The organism is Stenotrophomonas riyadhensis, from assembly GCF_040256885.1.
In the GTDB taxonomy this organism is placed as follows: domain Bacteria; phylum Pseudomonadota; class Gammaproteobacteria; order Xanthomonadales; family Xanthomonadaceae; genus Stenotrophomonas; species Stenotrophomonas riyadhensis.
Window position 1 is genome coordinate 1 of sequence record NZ_CP155568.1, and the last position, 17,140, is coordinate 17,140.

Annotated in this window: 15 protein-coding genes; all 15 read left to right on the top strand. The window is 64.2% G+C overall.

The window, feature by feature from the left end:
- The 15 genes from dnaA (at position 1) to SriyCCGPB3_RS00075 (ending at position 16,969) form a co-directional block, all read left to right on the top strand.
- The gene (dnaA, locus tag SriyCCGPB3_RS00005; RefSeq protein WP_005411730.1) at positions 1-1,332 is read left to right on the top strand and encodes a chromosomal replication initiator protein DnaA; all 1,332 of its coding nucleotides are present in this window, start codon (positions 1-3) and stop codon (positions 1,330-1,332) included.
- A gap of 275 nt (positions 1,333-1,607) precedes the next feature.
- Positions 1,608-2,708: a DNA polymerase III subunit beta gene (gene dnaN / locus SriyCCGPB3_RS00010; protein WP_005411731.1), complete on the top strand. Its 1,101-nt coding sequence runs from the start codon at positions 1,608-1,610 to the stop codon at positions 2,706-2,708.
- Between the two features lie 992 nt (positions 2,709-3,700).
- The gene (gene recF / locus SriyCCGPB3_RS00015; protein ID WP_350259716.1) at positions 3,701-4,795 is read left to right on the top strand and encodes a DNA replication/repair protein RecF; all 1,095 of its coding nucleotides are present in this window, start codon (positions 3,701-3,703) and stop codon (positions 4,793-4,795) included.
- Between the two features lie 112 nt (positions 4,796-4,907).
- Complete coding sequence (gene gyrB / locus SriyCCGPB3_RS00020) at positions 4,908-7,367, top strand: DNA topoisomerase (ATP-hydrolyzing) subunit B (protein WP_164161464.1); 2,460 nt, start codon at positions 4,908-4,910, stop codon at positions 7,365-7,367.
- A gap of 67 nt (positions 7,368-7,434) precedes the next feature.
- Positions 7,435-8,280 (top strand): CPBP family intramembrane glutamic endopeptidase, encoded by an 846-nt coding sequence (locus SriyCCGPB3_RS00025; RefSeq protein WP_153856644.1) that lies wholly within the window; start codon positions 7,435-7,437, stop codon positions 8,278-8,280.
- Positions 8,281-8,351: 71 nt separating this feature from the next.
- A complete protein-coding gene (locus SriyCCGPB3_RS00030) occupies positions 8,352-9,158 on the top strand; it encodes a M48 family metallopeptidase (RefSeq protein WP_110710624.1) in 807 nt (268 codons plus the stop codon).
- A 132-nt stretch (positions 9,159-9,290) separates the two neighbouring features.
- Positions 9,291-10,478, top strand: a complete 1,188-nt coding sequence (locus tag SriyCCGPB3_RS00035) for a tetratricopeptide repeat protein (protein WP_049447424.1) — start codon at positions 9,291-9,293, stop codon at positions 10,476-10,478.
- A gap of 143 nt (positions 10,479-10,621) precedes the next feature.
- Positions 10,622-11,290, top strand: a complete 669-nt coding sequence (locus SriyCCGPB3_RS00040; protein ID WP_094001762.1) for an energy transducer TonB — start codon at positions 10,622-10,624, stop codon at positions 11,288-11,290.
- Between the two features lie 94 nt (positions 11,291-11,384).
- The gene (exbB, locus tag SriyCCGPB3_RS00045; RefSeq protein ID WP_005411738.1) at positions 11,385-12,146 is read left to right on the top strand and encodes a TonB-system energizer ExbB; all 762 of its coding nucleotides are present in this window, start codon (positions 11,385-11,387) and stop codon (positions 12,144-12,146) included.
- A gap of 62 nt (positions 12,147-12,208) precedes the next feature.
- Positions 12,209-12,634, top strand: coding sequence for an ExbD/TolR family protein (locus tag SriyCCGPB3_RS00050; RefSeq protein WP_005411739.1), 426 nt, complete (start codon positions 12,209-12,211; stop codon positions 12,632-12,634).
- A gap of 3 nt (positions 12,635-12,637) precedes the next feature.
- Positions 12,638-13,051 carry an ExbD/TolR family protein gene (locus SriyCCGPB3_RS00055; RefSeq protein ID WP_005411740.1) on the top strand — a complete coding sequence of 138 codons (414 nt, stop codon included), beginning with the start codon at positions 12,638-12,640 and terminating at the stop codon, positions 13,049-13,051.
- Positions 13,052-13,211: 160 nt separating this feature from the next.
- Entirely contained in the window at positions 13,212-14,672 is a 1,461-nt protein-coding gene (gene cls, locus SriyCCGPB3_RS00060; RefSeq protein ID WP_248858546.1) for a cardiolipin synthase, read from the top strand.
- Between the two features lie 40 nt (positions 14,673-14,712).
- On the top strand, positions 14,713-14,982 hold the full coding sequence (locus SriyCCGPB3_RS00065; protein WP_153856648.1) for a hypothetical protein: 270 nt from the start codon (positions 14,713-14,715) through the stop codon (positions 14,980-14,982).
- A 9-nt stretch (positions 14,983-14,991) separates the two neighbouring features.
- Entirely contained in the window at positions 14,992-15,735 is a 744-nt protein-coding gene (locus tag SriyCCGPB3_RS00070; protein WP_164161457.1) for a pyridoxine 5'-phosphate synthase, read from the top strand.
- 142 nt (positions 15,736-15,877) lie between these two features.
- A complete protein-coding gene (locus SriyCCGPB3_RS00075; RefSeq protein ID WP_110710628.1) occupies positions 15,878-16,969 on the top strand; it encodes a PA0069 family radical SAM protein in 1,092 nt (363 codons plus the stop codon).
- Positions 16,970-17,140 lie beyond the last annotated feature (171 nt).

Below are 17,140 nucleotides of genomic sequence, written 5' to 3' on the forward strand. Positions count from 1 at the left end.
ATGGATGCCTGGTCCCGTAGTCTCGAGCGCCTCGAAGCGGAGTTCCCGCCGGAAGACGTTCATACCTGGTTGAAGCCGCTGCAGGCCGATCTGCGCGTGGACAGCCTGGTGCTGTATGCACCGAATGCCTTCATCGTCGACCAGGTCCGCGAGCTGTACCTGGCCCGGATCCGCGAACTGCTGGCGCATTTCGCCGGTTTCAGCGACGTTTTTCTTGAAATCGGCTCGCGCCCGCGTCCCGTGGAGGCGCAGAACGCGCCGGTTTCCACGCCATCGGCGCACGTGTCCAGTGAACCGCAGGTGCCGTTCGCCGGCAACCTGGACAATCACTACACGTTCGCCAACTTCGTTGAAGGCCGCAGCAACCAGCTGGGCCTGGCCGCCGCCTTCCAGGCAGCGCAGAAGCCGGGCGACCGCGCGCACAACCCGCTGCTGCTGTACGGAGGCACCGGCCTGGGCAAGACCCACCTGATGTTCGCCGCCGGCAACGCCATGCGCCAGGCCAATCCCGGTGCGAAGGTGCTGTACCTGCGTTCGGAACAGTTCTTCAGCGCGATGATCCGGGCCCTGCAGGAAAAGACCATGGATCAGTTCAAGCGCCAGTTCCAGCAGGTGGACGCGCTGCTGATCGATGACATCCAGTTCTTCGCCGGCAAGGACCGCACCCAGGAAGAGTTCTTCCACACCTTCAACGCGTTGTTCGATGGCAAGCAGCAGATCATCCTGACCTGCGACCGCTATCCGCGCGAAGTCGAGGGCCTGGAAGCGCGCCTGAAATCGCGGCTTGCCTGGGGCCTGTCGGTCGCGATCGAACCGCCGGACTTCGAGACCCGCGCCGCGATCGTGCTGGCCAAGGCACGCGAGCGCGGTGCCGAGATTCCCGATGATGTTGCGTTCCTGATCGCCAAGAAGATGCGCTCCAACGTGCGCGACCTCGAAGGTGCGCTCAATACCCTGACCGCCCGCGCCAATTTCACCGGCCGCGCGATCACCACCGAATTCGCGCAGGAAACCCTGCGCGACCTGCTGCGCGCCCAGCAGCAGGCGATCAGCATTCCCAACATCCAGAAAACCGTTGCCGACTACTACGGCCTGCAGATCAAGGATCTGCTGTCGAAGCGTCGGACCCGCTCGCTGGCCCGCCCGCGCCAGGTCGCCATGGCCCTGACCAAGGAACTGACCGAGCACAGCCTGCCCGAGATCGGCGATGCCTTTGCCGGTCGCGATCACACCACGGTGCTGCATGCCTGCCGCCAGATCCGGACCCTGATGGAAACCGACGGCAAGCTCCGCGAGGACTGGGACAAGCTGATCCGGAAGCTGAGCGAATGATGCACGGATGCCGATGAGGCGTCATCGCACAAAACGGTGCAGAATCCGGTAGCAAGCGCGGGACACGTTGTGGATAAAAATGGCGTCTGAAATGGCGCCAGATCTATCCACAGCTTTCCCCCCCCCCTGGGGGTCGGTAATACAGAGGGTTTCGATGCATGAAACTCTTTTATTTACAAAGACTTAGCGTTGTTTTCCAGCGATTCTGTCTCTACCAGCACCACCAAGCTTTTGATTTATTCCACATTTTTTAAAGCATAGGGGCACGGAACCACATGCGTTTCACACTGCAGCGCGAAGCCTTTCTCAAGCCGTTGGCACAGGTCGTCAACGTGGTCGAACGCCGCCAGACCCTTCCGGTTCTGGCCAATTTCCTGGTCCAGGTGCAGAACGGCCAGCTGTCGCTGACCGGTACCGACCTGGAAGTGGAGATGGTGTCGCGGATCGCGGTTGAAGATGCCCAGGACGGCGAAACCACCATCCCCGCCCGCAAGCTGTTCGAGATCATCCGTGCTCTGCCCGACGGCAGCCGGATCACCGTCTCGCAGACCGGTGACAAGATCACCGTGCAAGCCGGCCGCAGCCGCTTCACCCTGGCCACCCTGCCCTCCAACGACTTCCCGTCGGTTGACGAAGTGGAAGCCACCGAGCGCGTGGCCATCGGCGAAGCGACCCTGAAGGAACTGATCGAGCGCACCGCGTTCGCGATGGCCCAGCAGGACGTGCGCTACTACCTCAACGGCCTGCTGTTCGATCTGCGCGGCGATGCCCTGCGTACCGTCGCCACCGACGGCCACCGCCTGGCGCTGTGTGAAACCGACCTGGCCAAGCCCAGTGGTTCCAAGCGCCAGATCATCGTGCCGCGCAAGGGCGTGACCGAACTGCAGCGCCTGCTGGAGAGCGGCGATCGCGAGATCGAGCTGGAAGTCGGCCGCAGCCACGTCCGCGTCAAGCGCGACGATGTCACCTTCACCTCGAAGCTGATCGACGGCCGTTTCCCGGACTATGAAGCGGTGATCCCGATCGGTGCCGACCGCGAAGTGAAGGTTGATCGCGAAGCACTGCGTGCCTCGCTGCAGCGTGCCGCAATCCTGTCCAACGAGAAGTACCGCGGCATCCGCGTGGAAGTCTCGCCGGGCAACCTGAAGATCAGCGCGCACAACCCGGAACAGGAAGAAGCCCAGGAAGAGATCGAAGCCGACACCACGGTCAGCGATCTGGCCATCGGCTTCAACGTGAACTACCTGCTGGACGCCCTTTCCGCCCTGCGCGACGAGGAAGTCATCATCCAGCTGCGCGACTCCAACTCCTCGGCGCTGGTGCGTGAATCCAGCAGCGAGAAGTCGCGCCATGTGGTGATGCCGCTGCGTCTCTGAGAGCAGGCTGTTCCACGTGGAACCGAACGACGCCCGGGATCTTCCCGGGCGTTTTTTTTTGCAGGTTCCACGTGGAGCATCGCGATGGCCGGATCTCCAGGTATGGGTGAATGGCTTCCTTGAGATTGCTGGTTGCCGATTGATCCTGGCTGCCCTTCCGATGCAATCGGTGCTGAGCGATTGGAATCCAGGTTGTGAGCTTGGGCGCTGTCCAGCCGCTTTCGATCGAGTATGCCGTTCTGGGTCTTCAGCCTGATGCACGTTCCCCGAACTTGCCGGAGGGGTGAAGCAGATCGTGGGGCGCAACGCTGCGGTTGCTTCATCTGCAGACGCCACTGTCCACAGGTCTCGTTGGGGTCGGATCGGGGCCGGCCTAGCTTCTAAATCTGGGTATAAATCTAAAGCATGGTGGTGATGGTAGGCCCAGATTTCGTGGAGAAATGTATTATCTATTTGATTTTGAAGAGATTTATGCACCTGAAACCCCCTGTATAGAGGCCCCTCAGGCTGGGGGGGAACCTGTGGATAGTTTCGCAGGTCGGGCAAAAGGGCTTTTTTATCCACAGCTTGCCCATACATTGTGTATAAGTCATACAGACCTGCTGTGGACAGCGTGAAACGGCGGGCTCGAATTCTTTGAAATCTGTGGAACCCTCCAGGGCATCGCATCGTAGATTTAAAGAAATCTGCGCGGTGCTCGCGCAAACCACTGTCGGGGCACCTGGCGATGCTCGCGGAATGGGGCTGAAATCGCTGAAATCTGAGGGACGGTACCCTGCGCCGCCGCTCAGAATTCAAGGATTCCCGGGCGTATCCAGACCCAGGCGAGCCCAGGTGAGGGAGCGCCACCACGTGGAACACGCGTAGGGTTGCCAGGCGGAGGCTTCAGCACAGTGGCGATGTCTGGCGCGGCACGGCTGGCTTGACCGATGCAGTAAGCTGATGGATTCCCTGCCCCTCTACCGCCTTGTGCGGATGGTCTTTCGCGCCCCATGCAGATCCGCCGCCTCGCCTTGCATCAACTGCGTCGTTTCAGTGCGGTGGACCTGTCGCCCCAGCCGGGATTGAACCTGCTGACCGGCGACAACGGTGCCGGCAAGACCAGCGTGCTCGAAGCCCTGCACTTGATGGCCTATGGCCGCAGCTTCCGTGGCCGGGTGCGCGACGGTCTGGTACGCCAGGGCCAGGAAGCGCTGGAAATCTTCGTGGAATGGGACGAACAGCGTGCCCATCACCCGCCCCACCGCCGAAAAGCCGGCCTGCGCCACAGTGGTCAGGACTGGAAGGGGCGACTGGACGGCGAAGATGTCGCGCAGCTGGGCAATCTCTGCGCAGCGCTGGCGGTAGTGACCTTCGAGCCCGGTAGCCATGCGTTGGTCAGCGGTGGTGGTGAACCCCGCCGCCGCTTCCTCGATTGGGGCTTGTTCCACGTGGAACCGGATTTTCTGTCCCTGTGGCGCCGCTACTCCCGGGCGCTGAAGCAGCGCAACGCCCTGCTCAAGCAAGGCGGGCCGTCGCGGATGCTCGATACCTGGGATCATGAGTTGGCCGAGGCCGGAGAACCGCTGACCAGCCGTCGGCAGCACTACCTGGAACGCCTGCAGCAGCGCACCGTGGGCCTGGCCGCGAGCCTGGCTCCGCAACTCGGTATCCAGGGATTGGAGCTGAGCCCCGGTTGGCGGCGGCATGAGTTTCCCCTGGCGGATGCCCTGCTTCTCGCCAGGGAACGTGACCGGCAGGCCGGGTATACCTCGGTCGGCCCGCACCGGGCGGACTGGAGTGTGGATTTCCACAGCATCCCGGGTCGTGATGCGTTGTCCCGCGGCCAGGCCAAGCTGACGGCATTGGCCTGCCTGCTGGCCCAGGCCGAGGACTATGCGGAACAACGCGGCGAATGGCCCGTGATCGCCTTGGATGATCTGGCCTCGGAGCTGGATCGCACCCACCAGGCGCGGGTTCTGGAGCGCCTGGTGGGTGGACCGGCACAGATCTTCATCACCGCCACCGAAACGCCGGCGGCGCTGGAAGAGCTGACCCACATCGCCCGGTTCCACGTGGAACATGCACAGATCGTGGCTGTGCCATAGTGGGCACACCAGGGCCGCTCGACCCCGGCTGGTATAATTCGGGTTGGAATCCTTTCATTCTCGGCGCATCGCCCCAAGCGGTGCCCGACCTGCGGAGCCTACGGCAAGCGCAATGAGCGACGAACAGAACACCCCGGCAAACAACGGCAATTACGACGCCAACAGCATTACCGCCCTGGAAGGCCTGGAGGCTGTCCGCAAGCGTCCCGGCATGTACATCGGCGACGTGCATGACGGCACCGGTCTACACCACATGGTGTTCGAGGTCGTCGACAACTCGATCGACGAAGCGCTGGCCGGCCACGCCGACCACGTTGCAGTGACGATCCACGCCGACGGCTCGGTTTCGGTATCCGACAACGGCCGCGGTATCCCGACCGGCAAGCACGAGCAGATGAGCGCCAAGCTCGGTCGCGAAGTGTCCGCCGCCGAAGTGGTCATGACCGTCCTGCACGCAGGCGGCAAGTTCGACGACAACAGCTACAAGGTTTCCGGCGGCCTGCACGGCGTCGGCGTCAGCGTGGTCAACGCGCTGTCGCAGAAGCTGCTGGTGGATGTGTTCCAGAACGGCTCCCACTACCAGCAGGAATTCAGCAACGGCGCAGCCGTGACCGCACTGGCCAAGCTGGAAGCCACCACCAAGCGTGGCACCACCGTGCGCTTCTGGCCGTCGACCGTCGCCTTCCACGACAACGTGGAATTCCACTACGACATCCTGGCCCGCCGCCTGCGCGAACTGTCGTTCCTGAATTCCGGCGTCAAGATCGTCCTTGCCGACGAGCGTGGCGATGGCCGTCGCGATGATTTCCATTACGAAGGCGGCATCCGCAGCTTCGTGGAGCATCTGGCGCAGCTGAAGACCCCGCTGCACCCGAACGTCATCTCGGTCACCGGCGAGCACAACGGCATCGTCGTGGATGTGGCGCTGCAGTGGACCGACTCCTACCAGGAGACGATGTACTGCTTCACCAACAACATTCCGCAGAAGGACGGCGGTACCCACCTGGCCGGTTTCCGCGGTGCCCTGACCCGTGTGCTCAACAACTACATCGAGCAGAACGGCATCGCCAAGCAGGCCAAGATCAACCTGACCGGCGACGACATGCGCGAAGGCATGATCGCGGTGCTGTCGGTGAAAGTGCCGGACCCGAGCTTCTCCAGCCAGACCAAGGAAAAGCTGGTCAGCTCCGACGTGCGTCCGGCGGTGGAAAACGCCTTCGGTGCGCGTCTGGAAGAGTTCCTGCAGGAGAACCCGAACGAAGCCAAGGCGATCGCCGGCAAGATCGTCGACGCCGCGCGTGCACGTGAAGCGGCGCGCAAGGCCCGCGACCTGACCCGCCGCAAGGGCGCGCTGGACATCGCCGGCCTGCCGGGCAAGCTGGCCGACTGCCAGGAAAAGGATCCGGCGCTGTCCGAACTGTTCATCGTCGAGGGTGACTCGGCAGGTGGCTCGGCCAAGCAGGGCCGCAACCGCAAGAACCAGGCGGTGCTGCCGCTGCGCGGCAAGATCCTCAACGTGGAACGCGCGCGTTTCGACCGCATGCTGTCTTCCGACCAGGTCGGTACGCTGATCACTGCGCTGGGCACGGGCATTGGCCGTGACGAGTACAACCCGGACAAGCTGCGTTACCACAAGATCATCATCATGACCGACGCCGACGTCGACGGCGCCCACATCCGCACCCTGCTGCTGACGTTCTTCTACCGTCAGATGCCGGAGCTGATCGAGCGCGGTTACGTCTACATCGGCCTGCCGCCGCTGTACAAGATCAAGCAGGGCAAGCAGGAGCTGTACCTGAAGGACGACCCGGCCCTGGACAGCTACCTGGCCAGCAGCGCCGTGGAAAACGCCGCACTGGTGCCCGCCACCGGCGAACCAGGCATCGAAGGCCTGGCGCTGGAGAAGCTGTTGCTGGCCTATGCTGCCGCCCTCGATTCCATCGAACGCAACGCGCACCGCTACGACCGCAACCTGCTCGAAGCGCTGGTTGATTTCGTGCCGATGGATCTGGACAGCCTGCGCAGCGCTGGCGAAGGCGAAGGCCTGGATGCACTGGCCAAGCGCCTCAACCAGGGCAGCCTGGGCAGCCCGCGCTTCAGCCTGGAGCTGCAGGAAGCCAATGACGAGCGCCCTGCAGCGGTGCTGGTGACCCGTCGCCACATGGGCGAACAGCACACCCAGGTGCTGCCGATGTCGGCCTTCGAAAGCGGTGAACTGCGCGCGATCCACCAGGCATCGAAGCTGCTGCACGGCCTGGTCCGCGAAGGCGCGACCATCTCGCGTGGCGCCAAGTCGATCGAAGTGGACAGCTTTGCCAAGGCGCAGAACTGGCTGCTCGAGGAGGCCAAGCGCGGCCGCCAGATCCAGCGATTCAAGGGTCTGGGTGAAATGAATCCGGAGCAGCTGTGGGACACCACTGTGAACCCGGAAACGCGCCGGCTGCTGCAGGTCCGCATCGAAGATGCCGTCGCCGCCGATCAGATCTTCAGCACCCTGATGGGCGATGTGGTCGAACCGCGCCGCGACTTCATCGAGGACAATGCACTGAAGGTCGCCAACCTGGATATCTGACACAATCTGGTGACGGCCGGTGCGCGGGGAGGCGCGCCGGCCTTCGACCCTTGAACGCAGGTACCTGATGTCCGCATCCGCCCCGGTTTCCGCCCCGCCCCCGATTCCACCGGCCTCGGTCGCGCCGCGTGCCGGCTCCCCGTTGGCGGGCTTCTTCATCGACCTGGGCATTGCCGCCATCACCCTGTTCGGCCTGAGCCTGGTCACCGGGCTTTTCTGGGGTTTCTACCGCGCGATCATGGTCAGCCGTGCCAATGCCGAGGCCAATGGCGGCGTGCTTTCGCCTGACGCAGTCGGCGCGGCGGTTGGCCAGCCGGGTGCCCTGGCGCAGATCCTGATGGCATTGATCGCTACCGGAGGCGCCGCACTGCTGTTGTACTTCTGGCGCCGTCCCGCCAATGCGGACGAACGCCTCGCCTCCCGCCAGGCACTGCGGCGTCCCTCGACCTGGGGCTGGACCCTGCTGGTGGCCACGCTGATCGTGCTCGGCAGCAACGGCATCGCCTTCCTGGCCAAGCAGTTCGGCATCGAGCCGGTACCGACCAACGTGGAACTGATGCAGAACGCGATCGCGCGTTTCCCGCTGTTCCTGGTGCTGTTCGCGGTGGTGCTCGCCCCGGCTTACGAAGAACTGCTGTTCCGCCGTGTGTTGTTCGGGCGCCTGTGGCAGGCAGGCCGCCCCTGGCTGGGCATCGTCCTCAGCAGCCTGGCCTTCGCCCTGGTCCACGAAGTGCCCGGCCTGAGCAAGAATTCACTGCTGGGCATGGCCCAGCTGTGGCTGGTCTATGGCGGCATGGGCGCCGCGTTCTGCTGGCTCTACCAGCGTACCGGTACGCTGTGGGCGGCGATCACCGCGCATGCGCTGAACAACGCTGTCGCACTTGCAGCGATGGTGTTCCTAGGGTCAATGTAACGCCGTGTCCGCTTGACGAAAGATTAAGCCGTTACGCTACACACTGCGCACATGAACACGGGGGAGCTTCCATGAAACACCTGCTGCTGGCCCTTGTCATCACCACTCTGGTCAGCGCCTGCGCGACCACGACCTCCCCGACCGGCCGCCGGCAGATGGTGGGCGGCGTATCGCAGGCGCAGCTGGACCAGCTCGGTGCACAGGCGTTCGCCGAAACCAAGCAGAAGGAAAAGATCAGCACCGACGGGCGCCAGAACGGCTACGTGCAGTGCGTGGTCAACGCGCTGGTCGCACAGCTGCCGCCTCAGTACCGTGGCGTACGGTGGGAGACCGCGGTGTTCGTGGACAAGGAACCCAATGCCTTCGCGCTGCCCGGCGGCAAGGTCGGTGTGAACACCGGCATCTTCACCGTCGCGAAGAACCAGGACCAGCTGGCTGCCGTGATCGGCCATGAAATCGGCCACGTCATCGCCCGCCACCACGAAGAGCGCATCACCCGCCAGATGGGCGCGCAGACCGGGCTGGCCGTGCTCGGTGCACTCGCCGGCGCCGCCTACGGCGAGGGGGCGGCCAGCACCGTGAACCAGCTTGGCGGGATGGGCGCGCAGACCGCCTTCCTGCTGCCCGGCTCGCGTACCCAGGAGAGCGAGGCCGACGTGATCGGCCAGCGACTGATGGCCCAGGCCGGTTTCAACCCGGCACAGGCGGTCGATCTGTGGCAGAACATGATGGCCGCCAGTGGCGGTCGCAGCCCACAATGGCTGTCCACCCACCCCGACCCGGCCAACCGGATCCAGGAACTGCGACGCGATGCACCGGCCCTGGCGCCGGTCTATCAGCAGGCGCAGGCGGCCGGGCTGCGGCCAAAGTGCGGATGAGTGCGCAGTTTCATGCTGTATTGCAGCACATAAAACGATTTCTCACGCCATCTGTTTCTGATACGTTTGGCGGCTCAGATTTTTCTGACAGTCCGACTTTGCCGCTAACCGGCGGTTCGATCGAGGTGAACGATGATTTTCCGTAACCACAAAGCTGTGCTTTCCGTCCTCGTCGCGACCGCCCTGACCGGCGCCGTGGTCACCGATGCCTTCGCGCAGTCCTCGCGCTCGTCCGAGCGTGGCAACCGCGGCGGCAAGCAGGCCAAGGCCGAGGTGCTGTACCCGAACGCGACCCGCCAGGAGCCGACGGTCAAGGCTTCGGCCAAGCTCGGCAGCAAGCTGCAGAAAATGATCGACAGCTACAACAAGGAAAAGTTCCCGGAGACCCGCACCCAGGCCGACGCGATCCTGGCCGACAGCGCCGCGAACGAGTACGACAAGTCGCTGGCTGCGCAGCTGGCCTCGCAGGCCGCGTACCAGACCGACGACACCGCTGCGGCGATCGCCTACCTGAAGCAGGTCCTGCAGTTCAACGGCCTGGACAACAACGGCCACTTCCAGTCGATGCTGATGCTGGGCCAGCTGGAGCTGCAGGAAGACAAGACCGCCGAAGGCCTGGCGACGCTCGACAAGTACTTCGCCGAGAGCAAGTCGACCAAGCCGGAAGAGCTGATCGCCAAGGGCCAGGCGCTGTACCAGCTGGAGCGCTACCAGGAAGCGATTCCGGTGCTGAAGCAGGCCATCGCCGGCTCGACCGAACCGAAGGACAACTGGAACCAGCTGCTGATGGCGGCCCTGTCCGAAGCCGGCCAGTCCGGTGAAGCGGTCAAGGAAGCCGAGGCCCTGGCCGCCAAGAACCCGAACGACAAGAAGGCCCAGCTGAACCTGGCCAGCATGTACATGCAGGCCGACCAGATGGACAAGGCGGCCGCGGTGATGGACAAGCTGCGCAGCAGCGGCCAGCTCACCGAAGAGCGCGAGTACAAGCAGCTGTACTCGATCTATGCCAACACCGAGCACAAGGAAAAGGACGTCATCGCGGTCATCAACGAAGGGTTGCAGAAGGGCATCCTGAAGCCGGATTACCAGGTTTACCTGGCGCTGGCCCAGTCCTACTACTACTCCGACCAGGTGCCGCAGGCGATCGATGCGTGGCAGAAGGCTGCCCCGCTGTCCAAGGACGGTGAGACCTACCTGAACCTGGCACGCGTCCTGCATGCCGAAGGTCGCATCCCGGAGGCCAAGCAGGCCGCCCAGCAGGCGCTGGCGAAGGGTGTGAAGAACCAGGCTGATGCCAAAAAAATCATCAACCTGAAGTAAGTAGGAATAACGCCTGAATGCCTGCTCAGTTGATGCGCAGGCGCTCAGGATTGGTATAAGCTTGGAGGTTCCTGCGGTGTCATGCACCGCTGATCAGGGATTCCGCCCCCGGCATCCCGGCCCCACTATTGAGCTCTTGGCGCATGACGGAACAACTAGTCGTTCACCGGTACGAACAACCCGATGACAAGGGGCTGAGCTGGCCTCGCATCGTCGGCATCGCGTTTGTAATTGCCCTGCATCTGGCCGCCTTCATGATGCTCCTCATTCCTGCCGTGGCTCCCAAGGCCGTTGCGGAGAAGGAGCGCAACGTCATGGTGACCATCGTCGATGCGCCGCCGCCGCCGCCGCCGCCGCCGCCGCCGCCGCCGCCGACCGATACTCCGCCGCCGCCGGTGAAGAATCTGTCGCCGCCGAAGCCGTCGCCGGTCCCGCCGCCGCCGCAGGCGCCGGTCGTGGATGTGCCGGAACCGCGTCCGAACGATATCGTCACCCCGCCGTCGCCGCCTGCGCCGCCGGCACCTGCGACCTCGATCGAGGCCAGCGTGGACATCTCGTCGAAGGCCATGAATCCGCCGCGCTACCCGCCGGCAGCCTTCCGCGCTGGTATCCAGGGCGAAGTGATCCTGATCATTGATGTCGATGCCAGCGGCAACGTCACCAATGTCACGGTGGAAAAGTCCAGCCGTAACCGCGACCTGGACCGTGCTGCGATGGAAGCAGCTCGCAAGTGGCGCTTCAACGCCGCTGAATCTGGCGGTAAGAAGGCGGCAGGTCGCGTTCGCGTCCCGGTCAACTTTGCGCTGAACTGATGCGTCCGGGTGGCCGCCTGGCCACCCCCGCTCCCGGTTCGATTGTTTAGCTTAGCTACACCCTTTATCACCACACACAACAAAGGTAAGCGTCATGCTGCAGGAAATTTTCATCGCCGCTGCTGCCGGGGGCAATCCGTCCAACGCCCTGTCGCAGATGGGCTTCGAGCACCTGATCCACGAAATGACCACCAAGCCGGGTGATTTCGCGGTTTCCTGGGTCGTGCTGCTGACCCTGATCGCCATGTCGGCCATGTCCTGGTACTGGACCGTCATCAACATCTTCCGTGCTACCCGCCTGAAGAGCGCCGCTGATCGCGTCGTCAGCCTGTTCTGGGACACCCCGAACGCGCAGGACGCCATCCGTGCGATGGAAGAACAGCCGGCTTCCGAGCCGTTCTCGAAGATCGCCCTGGACGCTGCCCAGGCAGCTGCCCACCACCAGCGCGCTGAAGGCGGTGCTACCGGCGGCGTCGGTGAGAACCTGAGCCGTTCGGAGTTCGTCGACCGCGCTCTGCGTCAGGCCGTCACCCGCGAAAGCAACAAGCTGCAGTCGGGCATGACCCTGCTGGCCACCGTCGGTGCAACCGCTCCGTTCGTCGGTCTGCTGGGTACCGTGTGGGGCATCTACGGCGCGCTGATCAAGATCGGTGCCACCGGCTCCGCTTCGATCGACGCCGTTGCCGGCCCGGTGGGTGAAGCGCTGATCATGACCGCGATCGGTCTGTTCGTCGCGATCCCGGCCGTGTTCGCCTTCAACTTCTTCAGCAAGATCAACAGCGCGACCATCAGCAAGTTCGATACCTTCGCGCACGACCTGCACGACTTCTTCGCCACCGGCTCGCGCGTCCGCTAATTGCGGCGCGCGTCACCCAGCGACGAACGTAAGTAGTCACCAAGATCTAGACGGAGCCCGTTATGGCTTTCAGTAGTGGTAACAGCGGCGGCCCCATGGCCGACATCAACGTTACGCCCCTCGTGGACGTGATGCTGGTGCTGCTGATCATCTTCATCATCACGGCGCCCCTGATGTCCCACAAGGTCAAGGTGGATCTGCCGGAAGCCAACCTGATCCAGAAGCCGGAAGACGCTGAAAAGCGTTCCGGACCGATCACCCTGGCAGTCAAGGAAGACGGCTCGATTTACTGGAACGACGAAGAAATCAACAAGCAGACTCTCGAGTCGCGCTTGGCGACCGCCGCCCAGCAGACCCCGCAGCCGCCGCTGAACCTGCGTGGTGACCGCACCACCAAGATGCGCGTCATCAACGACCTGACCAAGGTCGCGCAGGAGCAGGGCATGCTGGACGTCGGCTTCGTCGCGACCAAAGAAAAGGGGCAATAAGCCATGGCATTCAGTAGTGGTGGTGGCAAAGGCCCCATGGCAGACATCAACGTCACGCCCCTCGTGGACGTGATGCTGGTTCTGCTGATCATCTTCATCGTGACCGCGCCGATCATGACGTACCCGATCGCCGTGGACCTGCCGCAGCGCGTGCTCAACCCACCGCCGCAGCTGGTCGAACCGCCGCCGCCGATCGAACTGAAGATCGACGCCAGCAACCAGGTCTCGTGGAACAACAGCCCGATCAATACCAGCGAGCTGCAGCAGCGGATGGAGCAGGAGGTCCAGCGTGACCCGACCAACCAGCCGGAACTGCGCATCGACGCCAGCCCGGATTCCGAGTACGACGTGATGGCCAAGGTTCTGGCCGCCGCGAAGAATGCTCAGATGAAGAAGATCGGTTTTGTGCAGCAGTAATCGCAACACCGCAATACAACAGTCATGACGCGACTGCAGACGCCCCTGGAAACAGGGGCGTCTTTTTTTGTGTCCGAGGGGTCCCATCGGGGTCAGATCCCTTTTCCTGCGGAAAAGGGATCTGACCCCAACAGGCAGCATGCGCCGCTATGATCGGCGGATGCTCGCCCTCTTCGACTCCCTGCGCCATTGGCTCGACGGCATCGCCCACCTCGGCACGATCCTGGCGGTGGCCTACCTGCTGTACCTGTTCGCGCTGGCGGGCTGGATCATGCTGCAGAAGCGCGAGCCGGTCGCCACGCTGAGTTGGATCCTGTCACTGGCGCTGCTGCCCTACCTGGGCCTCTTCATCTACTACCTGCTGGGTCCGCAGAAGGTGAAGCGGCAGCGCCTGCGCCGTGGCCGCGCGCGTTCGGGCATGGAGCATTACAGCGATGTCTGCCCGCCCGATGCCGACTGCACCGAGCTGGCGAAGATCGCCCAGGCCACGACAGGACTGGCACCGAGCAGTGCCACCGAAGTGACCTGGCTGGTGGACGGTGCGGCGACCTACGCCGCCTTGCTGGAAGCGGTCGCACAGGCGCGCGACCACGTGCATCTGGAGTACTACATCTTCAACCCGGACCACGCTGGCACCGCCCTGCGCGATGCCCTGGTCGAGCGCGCCCGCGCCGGTGTGCAGGTGCGCCTGCTGCTCGATGCCGTGGGATCGTCGGCCCTGCCCCGCCGCTTCCTGCAGCCCCTGCTGGAGGCGGGCGGCGAGGCGGTCTGGTTCCACCCGCGGCAGCTGCTGAAGCCGTTCAAGCGCCCCTGGTTGAACCTGCGCACCCACCGCAAGCTGGTGATCGTCGATGGCCGCCTGGCGTTCACCGGTGGCATCAACATCACCGACGACGAAGACGAGAGCCGCAAGTCGGACGCCTACCGCGATCTGCACATGCGGATCCGCGGCCATGTGGTGCGCAGCCTGCAACTGGTCTTCGCCGAGGACTGGCTGTATGCCAGTGGCCAGGATCACTCGCGCTTCGACATCGCCCGCCTCTGGCCCGCCGACATGCCGCTGCGCGCGGATGGCCCGATCAACGCCCAGGTGCTGGTGTCCGGCCCGGATTCGGGCTGGGAAACCATTCACCGCCTGCACGTGGCGGCGATCCAGGAAGCGCACGCGCGGGTGTGGCTGGTGACGCCCTATTTCGTGCCCGGCGAAGCGGCGCGGATGGCACTGACCTCGGCCGCACTGGGCGGACTGGACGTGCGCCTGCTGGTACCGAAGATGAGTGATTCCTGGTTCGTCACCCAGGCCGCACGCTCCTATTTCGACGAGCTGCTGCACGCCGGCGTGAAGATCTACGAGTACGGCCCGCGCATGCTGCACACCAAGGCGTTCATCGCCGACGACGATGTCTGCATCGTTGGCAGCGCCAACTTCGACCACCGCAGCTTCCGGCTCAACTTCGAGCTGTCGATGATGATCAGCGACCGTGACCGTGTCGCCGCGCTGGCCGAACTGCTGCAGGGCGAATTCGACCGCGCCACCCGCGTGCATGACCAGGCCGGCCGCTCGCTGTGGCTGCACCGCCTGCCGGAGGCCTTCGCGCGGCTGGCCTCGCCGCTGCTCTGACGCAGCGCTACACTGCGGCGATCATCCGGGGAGCCCGACTATGTACTGGTTGTACCTGCTGCTGGCGCTGGGCTGTTTCGCCTTCGCGCTGAAGACGCCCAGCGCCGGGCTGATGAGCCTGTGCCTGCTGGCCGCCCTCGCCTTCCTGCTGGCCTGGGTACGCGGCCGCTATGTGGCCCGCTTCGGCGACCTGCAGCGCGACCCCGCCACCCTGGTCGATGCCGAGGAACTGCGTCGCCTGCGCGAGCAGGCCCAGGCCCGGCGCAATGATGACGCCACCGACCACGATCCGTCCCCTCTTTCCAAGTAGTCCCGTTCCATGACCCAGCTCAGCGTCAACGTCAACAAGATCGCCGTCCTGCGCAATTCGCGCGGCGGCGCCGAACCGGACGTGGTGCGTGCCGCCCAGGCTTGCCTGGATGCCGGTGCGCATGGCATCACCGTGCACCCGCGACCGGACCGCCGCCACATCACCGCCGAGGACGTGCTGGCCCTGTCCACGCTGACCCGCGCCCGAGGCGTGGAGTTCAACATCGAAGGCAATCCGTTCGCGCCGCCGCGAGAGGGCTACCCCGGCCTGCTGCCGCTGTGCGCGCAGACCCGCCCGGCGCAGGCCACCCTGGTGCCCGACAGCGACGGCCAGATCACCTCCGACCACGGCTTCGACTTCGAGCGCGACGCCGAGCGGTTGCGCCCATTGATCGCCGAACTGAAGGCGATGGGTTGCCGGGTCAGCCTGTTCGTAGACGCGGGCAACCCGCTGCTGGAGCAGGCGGCCGAAGTGGGTGCGGACCGCATCGAGCTGTATACCGGGCCCTATGCGGAGGCGCATGCGGCTGGCGATGCCGACGCGATGCTGGCGTTGTTCGCCACTGCTGCTCGACGAGCGCAGGCTGTCGGCCTGGGCGTCAATGCTGGCCACGACCTGTCGCAGGACAACCTCCGCGAGTTCCTGGCCCACGTGCCAGAGGTACTGGAGGTGTCGATCGGCCACGCGCTGATCGGCGAAGCGCTGTACGACGGGCTGGATGCCACGGTGCGCGGGTACCTGGCGCTGCTTTGATGCATTGCAGCCGAGCGTAGGCTCGGCTCTACAAGGTCTCTGCATCAATTGTAGAGCCGAGCCCATGCTCGGCTCAGCACAGTCCTGAACCCTTCAGGCGGCCGTCGCAGCCAATGAGACAGCCTCGACGTACCCTGCCGCAATGGGTATCGCGATCAAGGGCCGAGGTTCCACGTCCCACCTTGCCGGGCGCTTTGAAAGCACCGTCAGCGAGGCGGTGGACGACGGCTGGGCGGTCGACGAGAGCGAGGAATTCCTCGCCCCGCGCCTGCGCACCGAGGTGCGTGCCGAAACCGCACGCAGCATCATCACCCGCAACAATTCGCCGGACGTCGGCTTCAGCCAATCGGTGAATCCGTACCGCGGCTGCGAGCATGGATGCTCGTACTGCTTTGCACGCCCCTCGCATGCCTATCTGAATCTGTCGCCGGGCCTGGATTTCGAGACCAAGCTGTTCGCCAAGACCAATGCGCCGCAACTGCTGCGCAAGGAGCTGTCGAAGCCGGGTTACGTGCCGCAGCCGATTGCGCTGGGCATCAACACCGATGCGTACCAGCCGATCGAGCGCAAGTTCAAGCTGACGCGCCAACTGATCGAAGTGATGCTGGAGACCAAGCATCCGTTCTCGCTGATCACCAAGAACGCACTGGTCGAGCGCGACATCGATCTGCTCGCGCCGCTGGCCGCGGAGAACCTGGTCAGCGTGCATTTCTCGGTGACCTCGCTGGACCCGCATCTCTCCGCGAAGCTGGAGCCGCGTGCATCAGCGCCACATGCACGGCTGCGCGCGATGAAACGCCTGCACGAAGCAGGCATTCCGGTGGGCGTGATGGTGGCGCCGGTGATTCCGTGGATCAACGACAGCGAGCTGGAAGCCGTGCTGGAGGCCGCGCACGACGCAGGTGCCAGCACCGCAGGCTACGTGCTGCTGCGCCTGCCGCTGGAAGTGGCGCCGCTGTTCCGCGACTGGCTCGATACCCATCATCCCGATCGCGCCGCACATGTGATGAGCACGATCCAGCAGCTGCGCGGCGGCAAGGACTACGACAGCCAGTTCGGCACGCGCATGCGTGGCCAGGGCGTGTATGCGGAGCTGTTGAACAACCGCTTCAAGCTGGCACGCAAGCGGTTGGGCTTCAATGCGCAGAACAGCCATTGGCCGAAGCTGGATTGCAGCCGGTTCCAGAAGCCGCTGCCGCCGCGCAAGGACTCGCCGCAGGGTTCGTTGTTCTGAGGCAACCATCGGCGGGACCGATCACATTCAGCCGGATGACAGCGATGCGATGTACTTCGCAGTATCGGCGACCGACATTCGCGGACGCGCACTTCTGCGCTGTTCAATCCGCTGAACATCAGATTACTATTCATGCCCCTGAACCACTTGTTCAGGCGCGAGTTGGCACTG

Excerpts from the sequence above, each read along its gene's own strand:
- SriyCCGPB3_RS00050 (WP_005411739.1), top strand. The coding sequence starts at position 12,209 with ATGGCTTTCAGTAGTGGTAACAGCGGCGGCCCCATGGCCGACATCAAC.
- dnaA (WP_005411730.1), top strand. The coding sequence starts at position 1 with ATGGATGCCTGGTCCCGTAGTCTCGAGCGCCTCGAAGCGGAGTTCCCG.
- SriyCCGPB3_RS00030 (WP_110710624.1), top strand. The coding sequence starts at position 8,352 with ATGAAACACCTGCTGCTGGCCCTTGTCATCACCACTCTGGTCAGCGCC.
- SriyCCGPB3_RS00065 (WP_153856648.1), top strand. The coding sequence starts at position 14,713 with ATGTACTGGTTGTACCTGCTGCTGGCGCTGGGCTGTTTCGCCTTCGCG.
- recF (WP_350259716.1), top strand. The coding sequence starts at position 3,701 with ATGCAGATCCGCCGCCTCGCCTTGCATCAACTGCGTCGTTTCAGTGCG.
- SriyCCGPB3_RS00035 (WP_049447424.1), top strand. The coding sequence starts at position 9,291 with ATGATTTTCCGTAACCACAAAGCTGTGCTTTCCGTCCTCGTCGCGACC.
- SriyCCGPB3_RS00075 (WP_110710628.1), top strand. The coding sequence starts at position 15,878 with ATGGGTATCGCGATCAAGGGCCGAGGTTCCACGTCCCACCTTGCCGGG.
- SriyCCGPB3_RS00055 (WP_005411740.1), top strand. The coding sequence starts at position 12,638 with ATGGCATTCAGTAGTGGTGGTGGCAAAGGCCCCATGGCAGACATCAAC.
- gyrB (WP_164161464.1), top strand. The coding sequence starts at position 4,908 with ATGAGCGACGAACAGAACACCCCGGCAAACAACGGCAATTACGACGCC.
- SriyCCGPB3_RS00025 (WP_153856644.1), top strand. The coding sequence starts at position 7,435 with ATGTCCGCATCCGCCCCGGTTTCCGCCCCGCCCCCGATTCCACCGGCC.
- SriyCCGPB3_RS00040 (WP_094001762.1), top strand. The coding sequence starts at position 10,622 with ATGACGGAACAACTAGTCGTTCACCGGTACGAACAACCCGATGACAAG.
- exbB (WP_005411738.1), top strand. The coding sequence starts at position 11,385 with ATGCTGCAGGAAATTTTCATCGCCGCTGCTGCCGGGGGCAATCCGTCC.
- dnaN (WP_005411731.1), top strand. The coding sequence starts at position 1,608 with ATGCGTTTCACACTGCAGCGCGAAGCCTTTCTCAAGCCGTTGGCACAG.
- cls (WP_248858546.1), top strand. The coding sequence starts at position 13,212 with ATGCTCGCCCTCTTCGACTCCCTGCGCCATTGGCTCGACGGCATCGCC.
- SriyCCGPB3_RS00070 (WP_164161457.1), top strand. The coding sequence starts at position 14,992 with ATGACCCAGCTCAGCGTCAACGTCAACAAGATCGCCGTCCTGCGCAAT.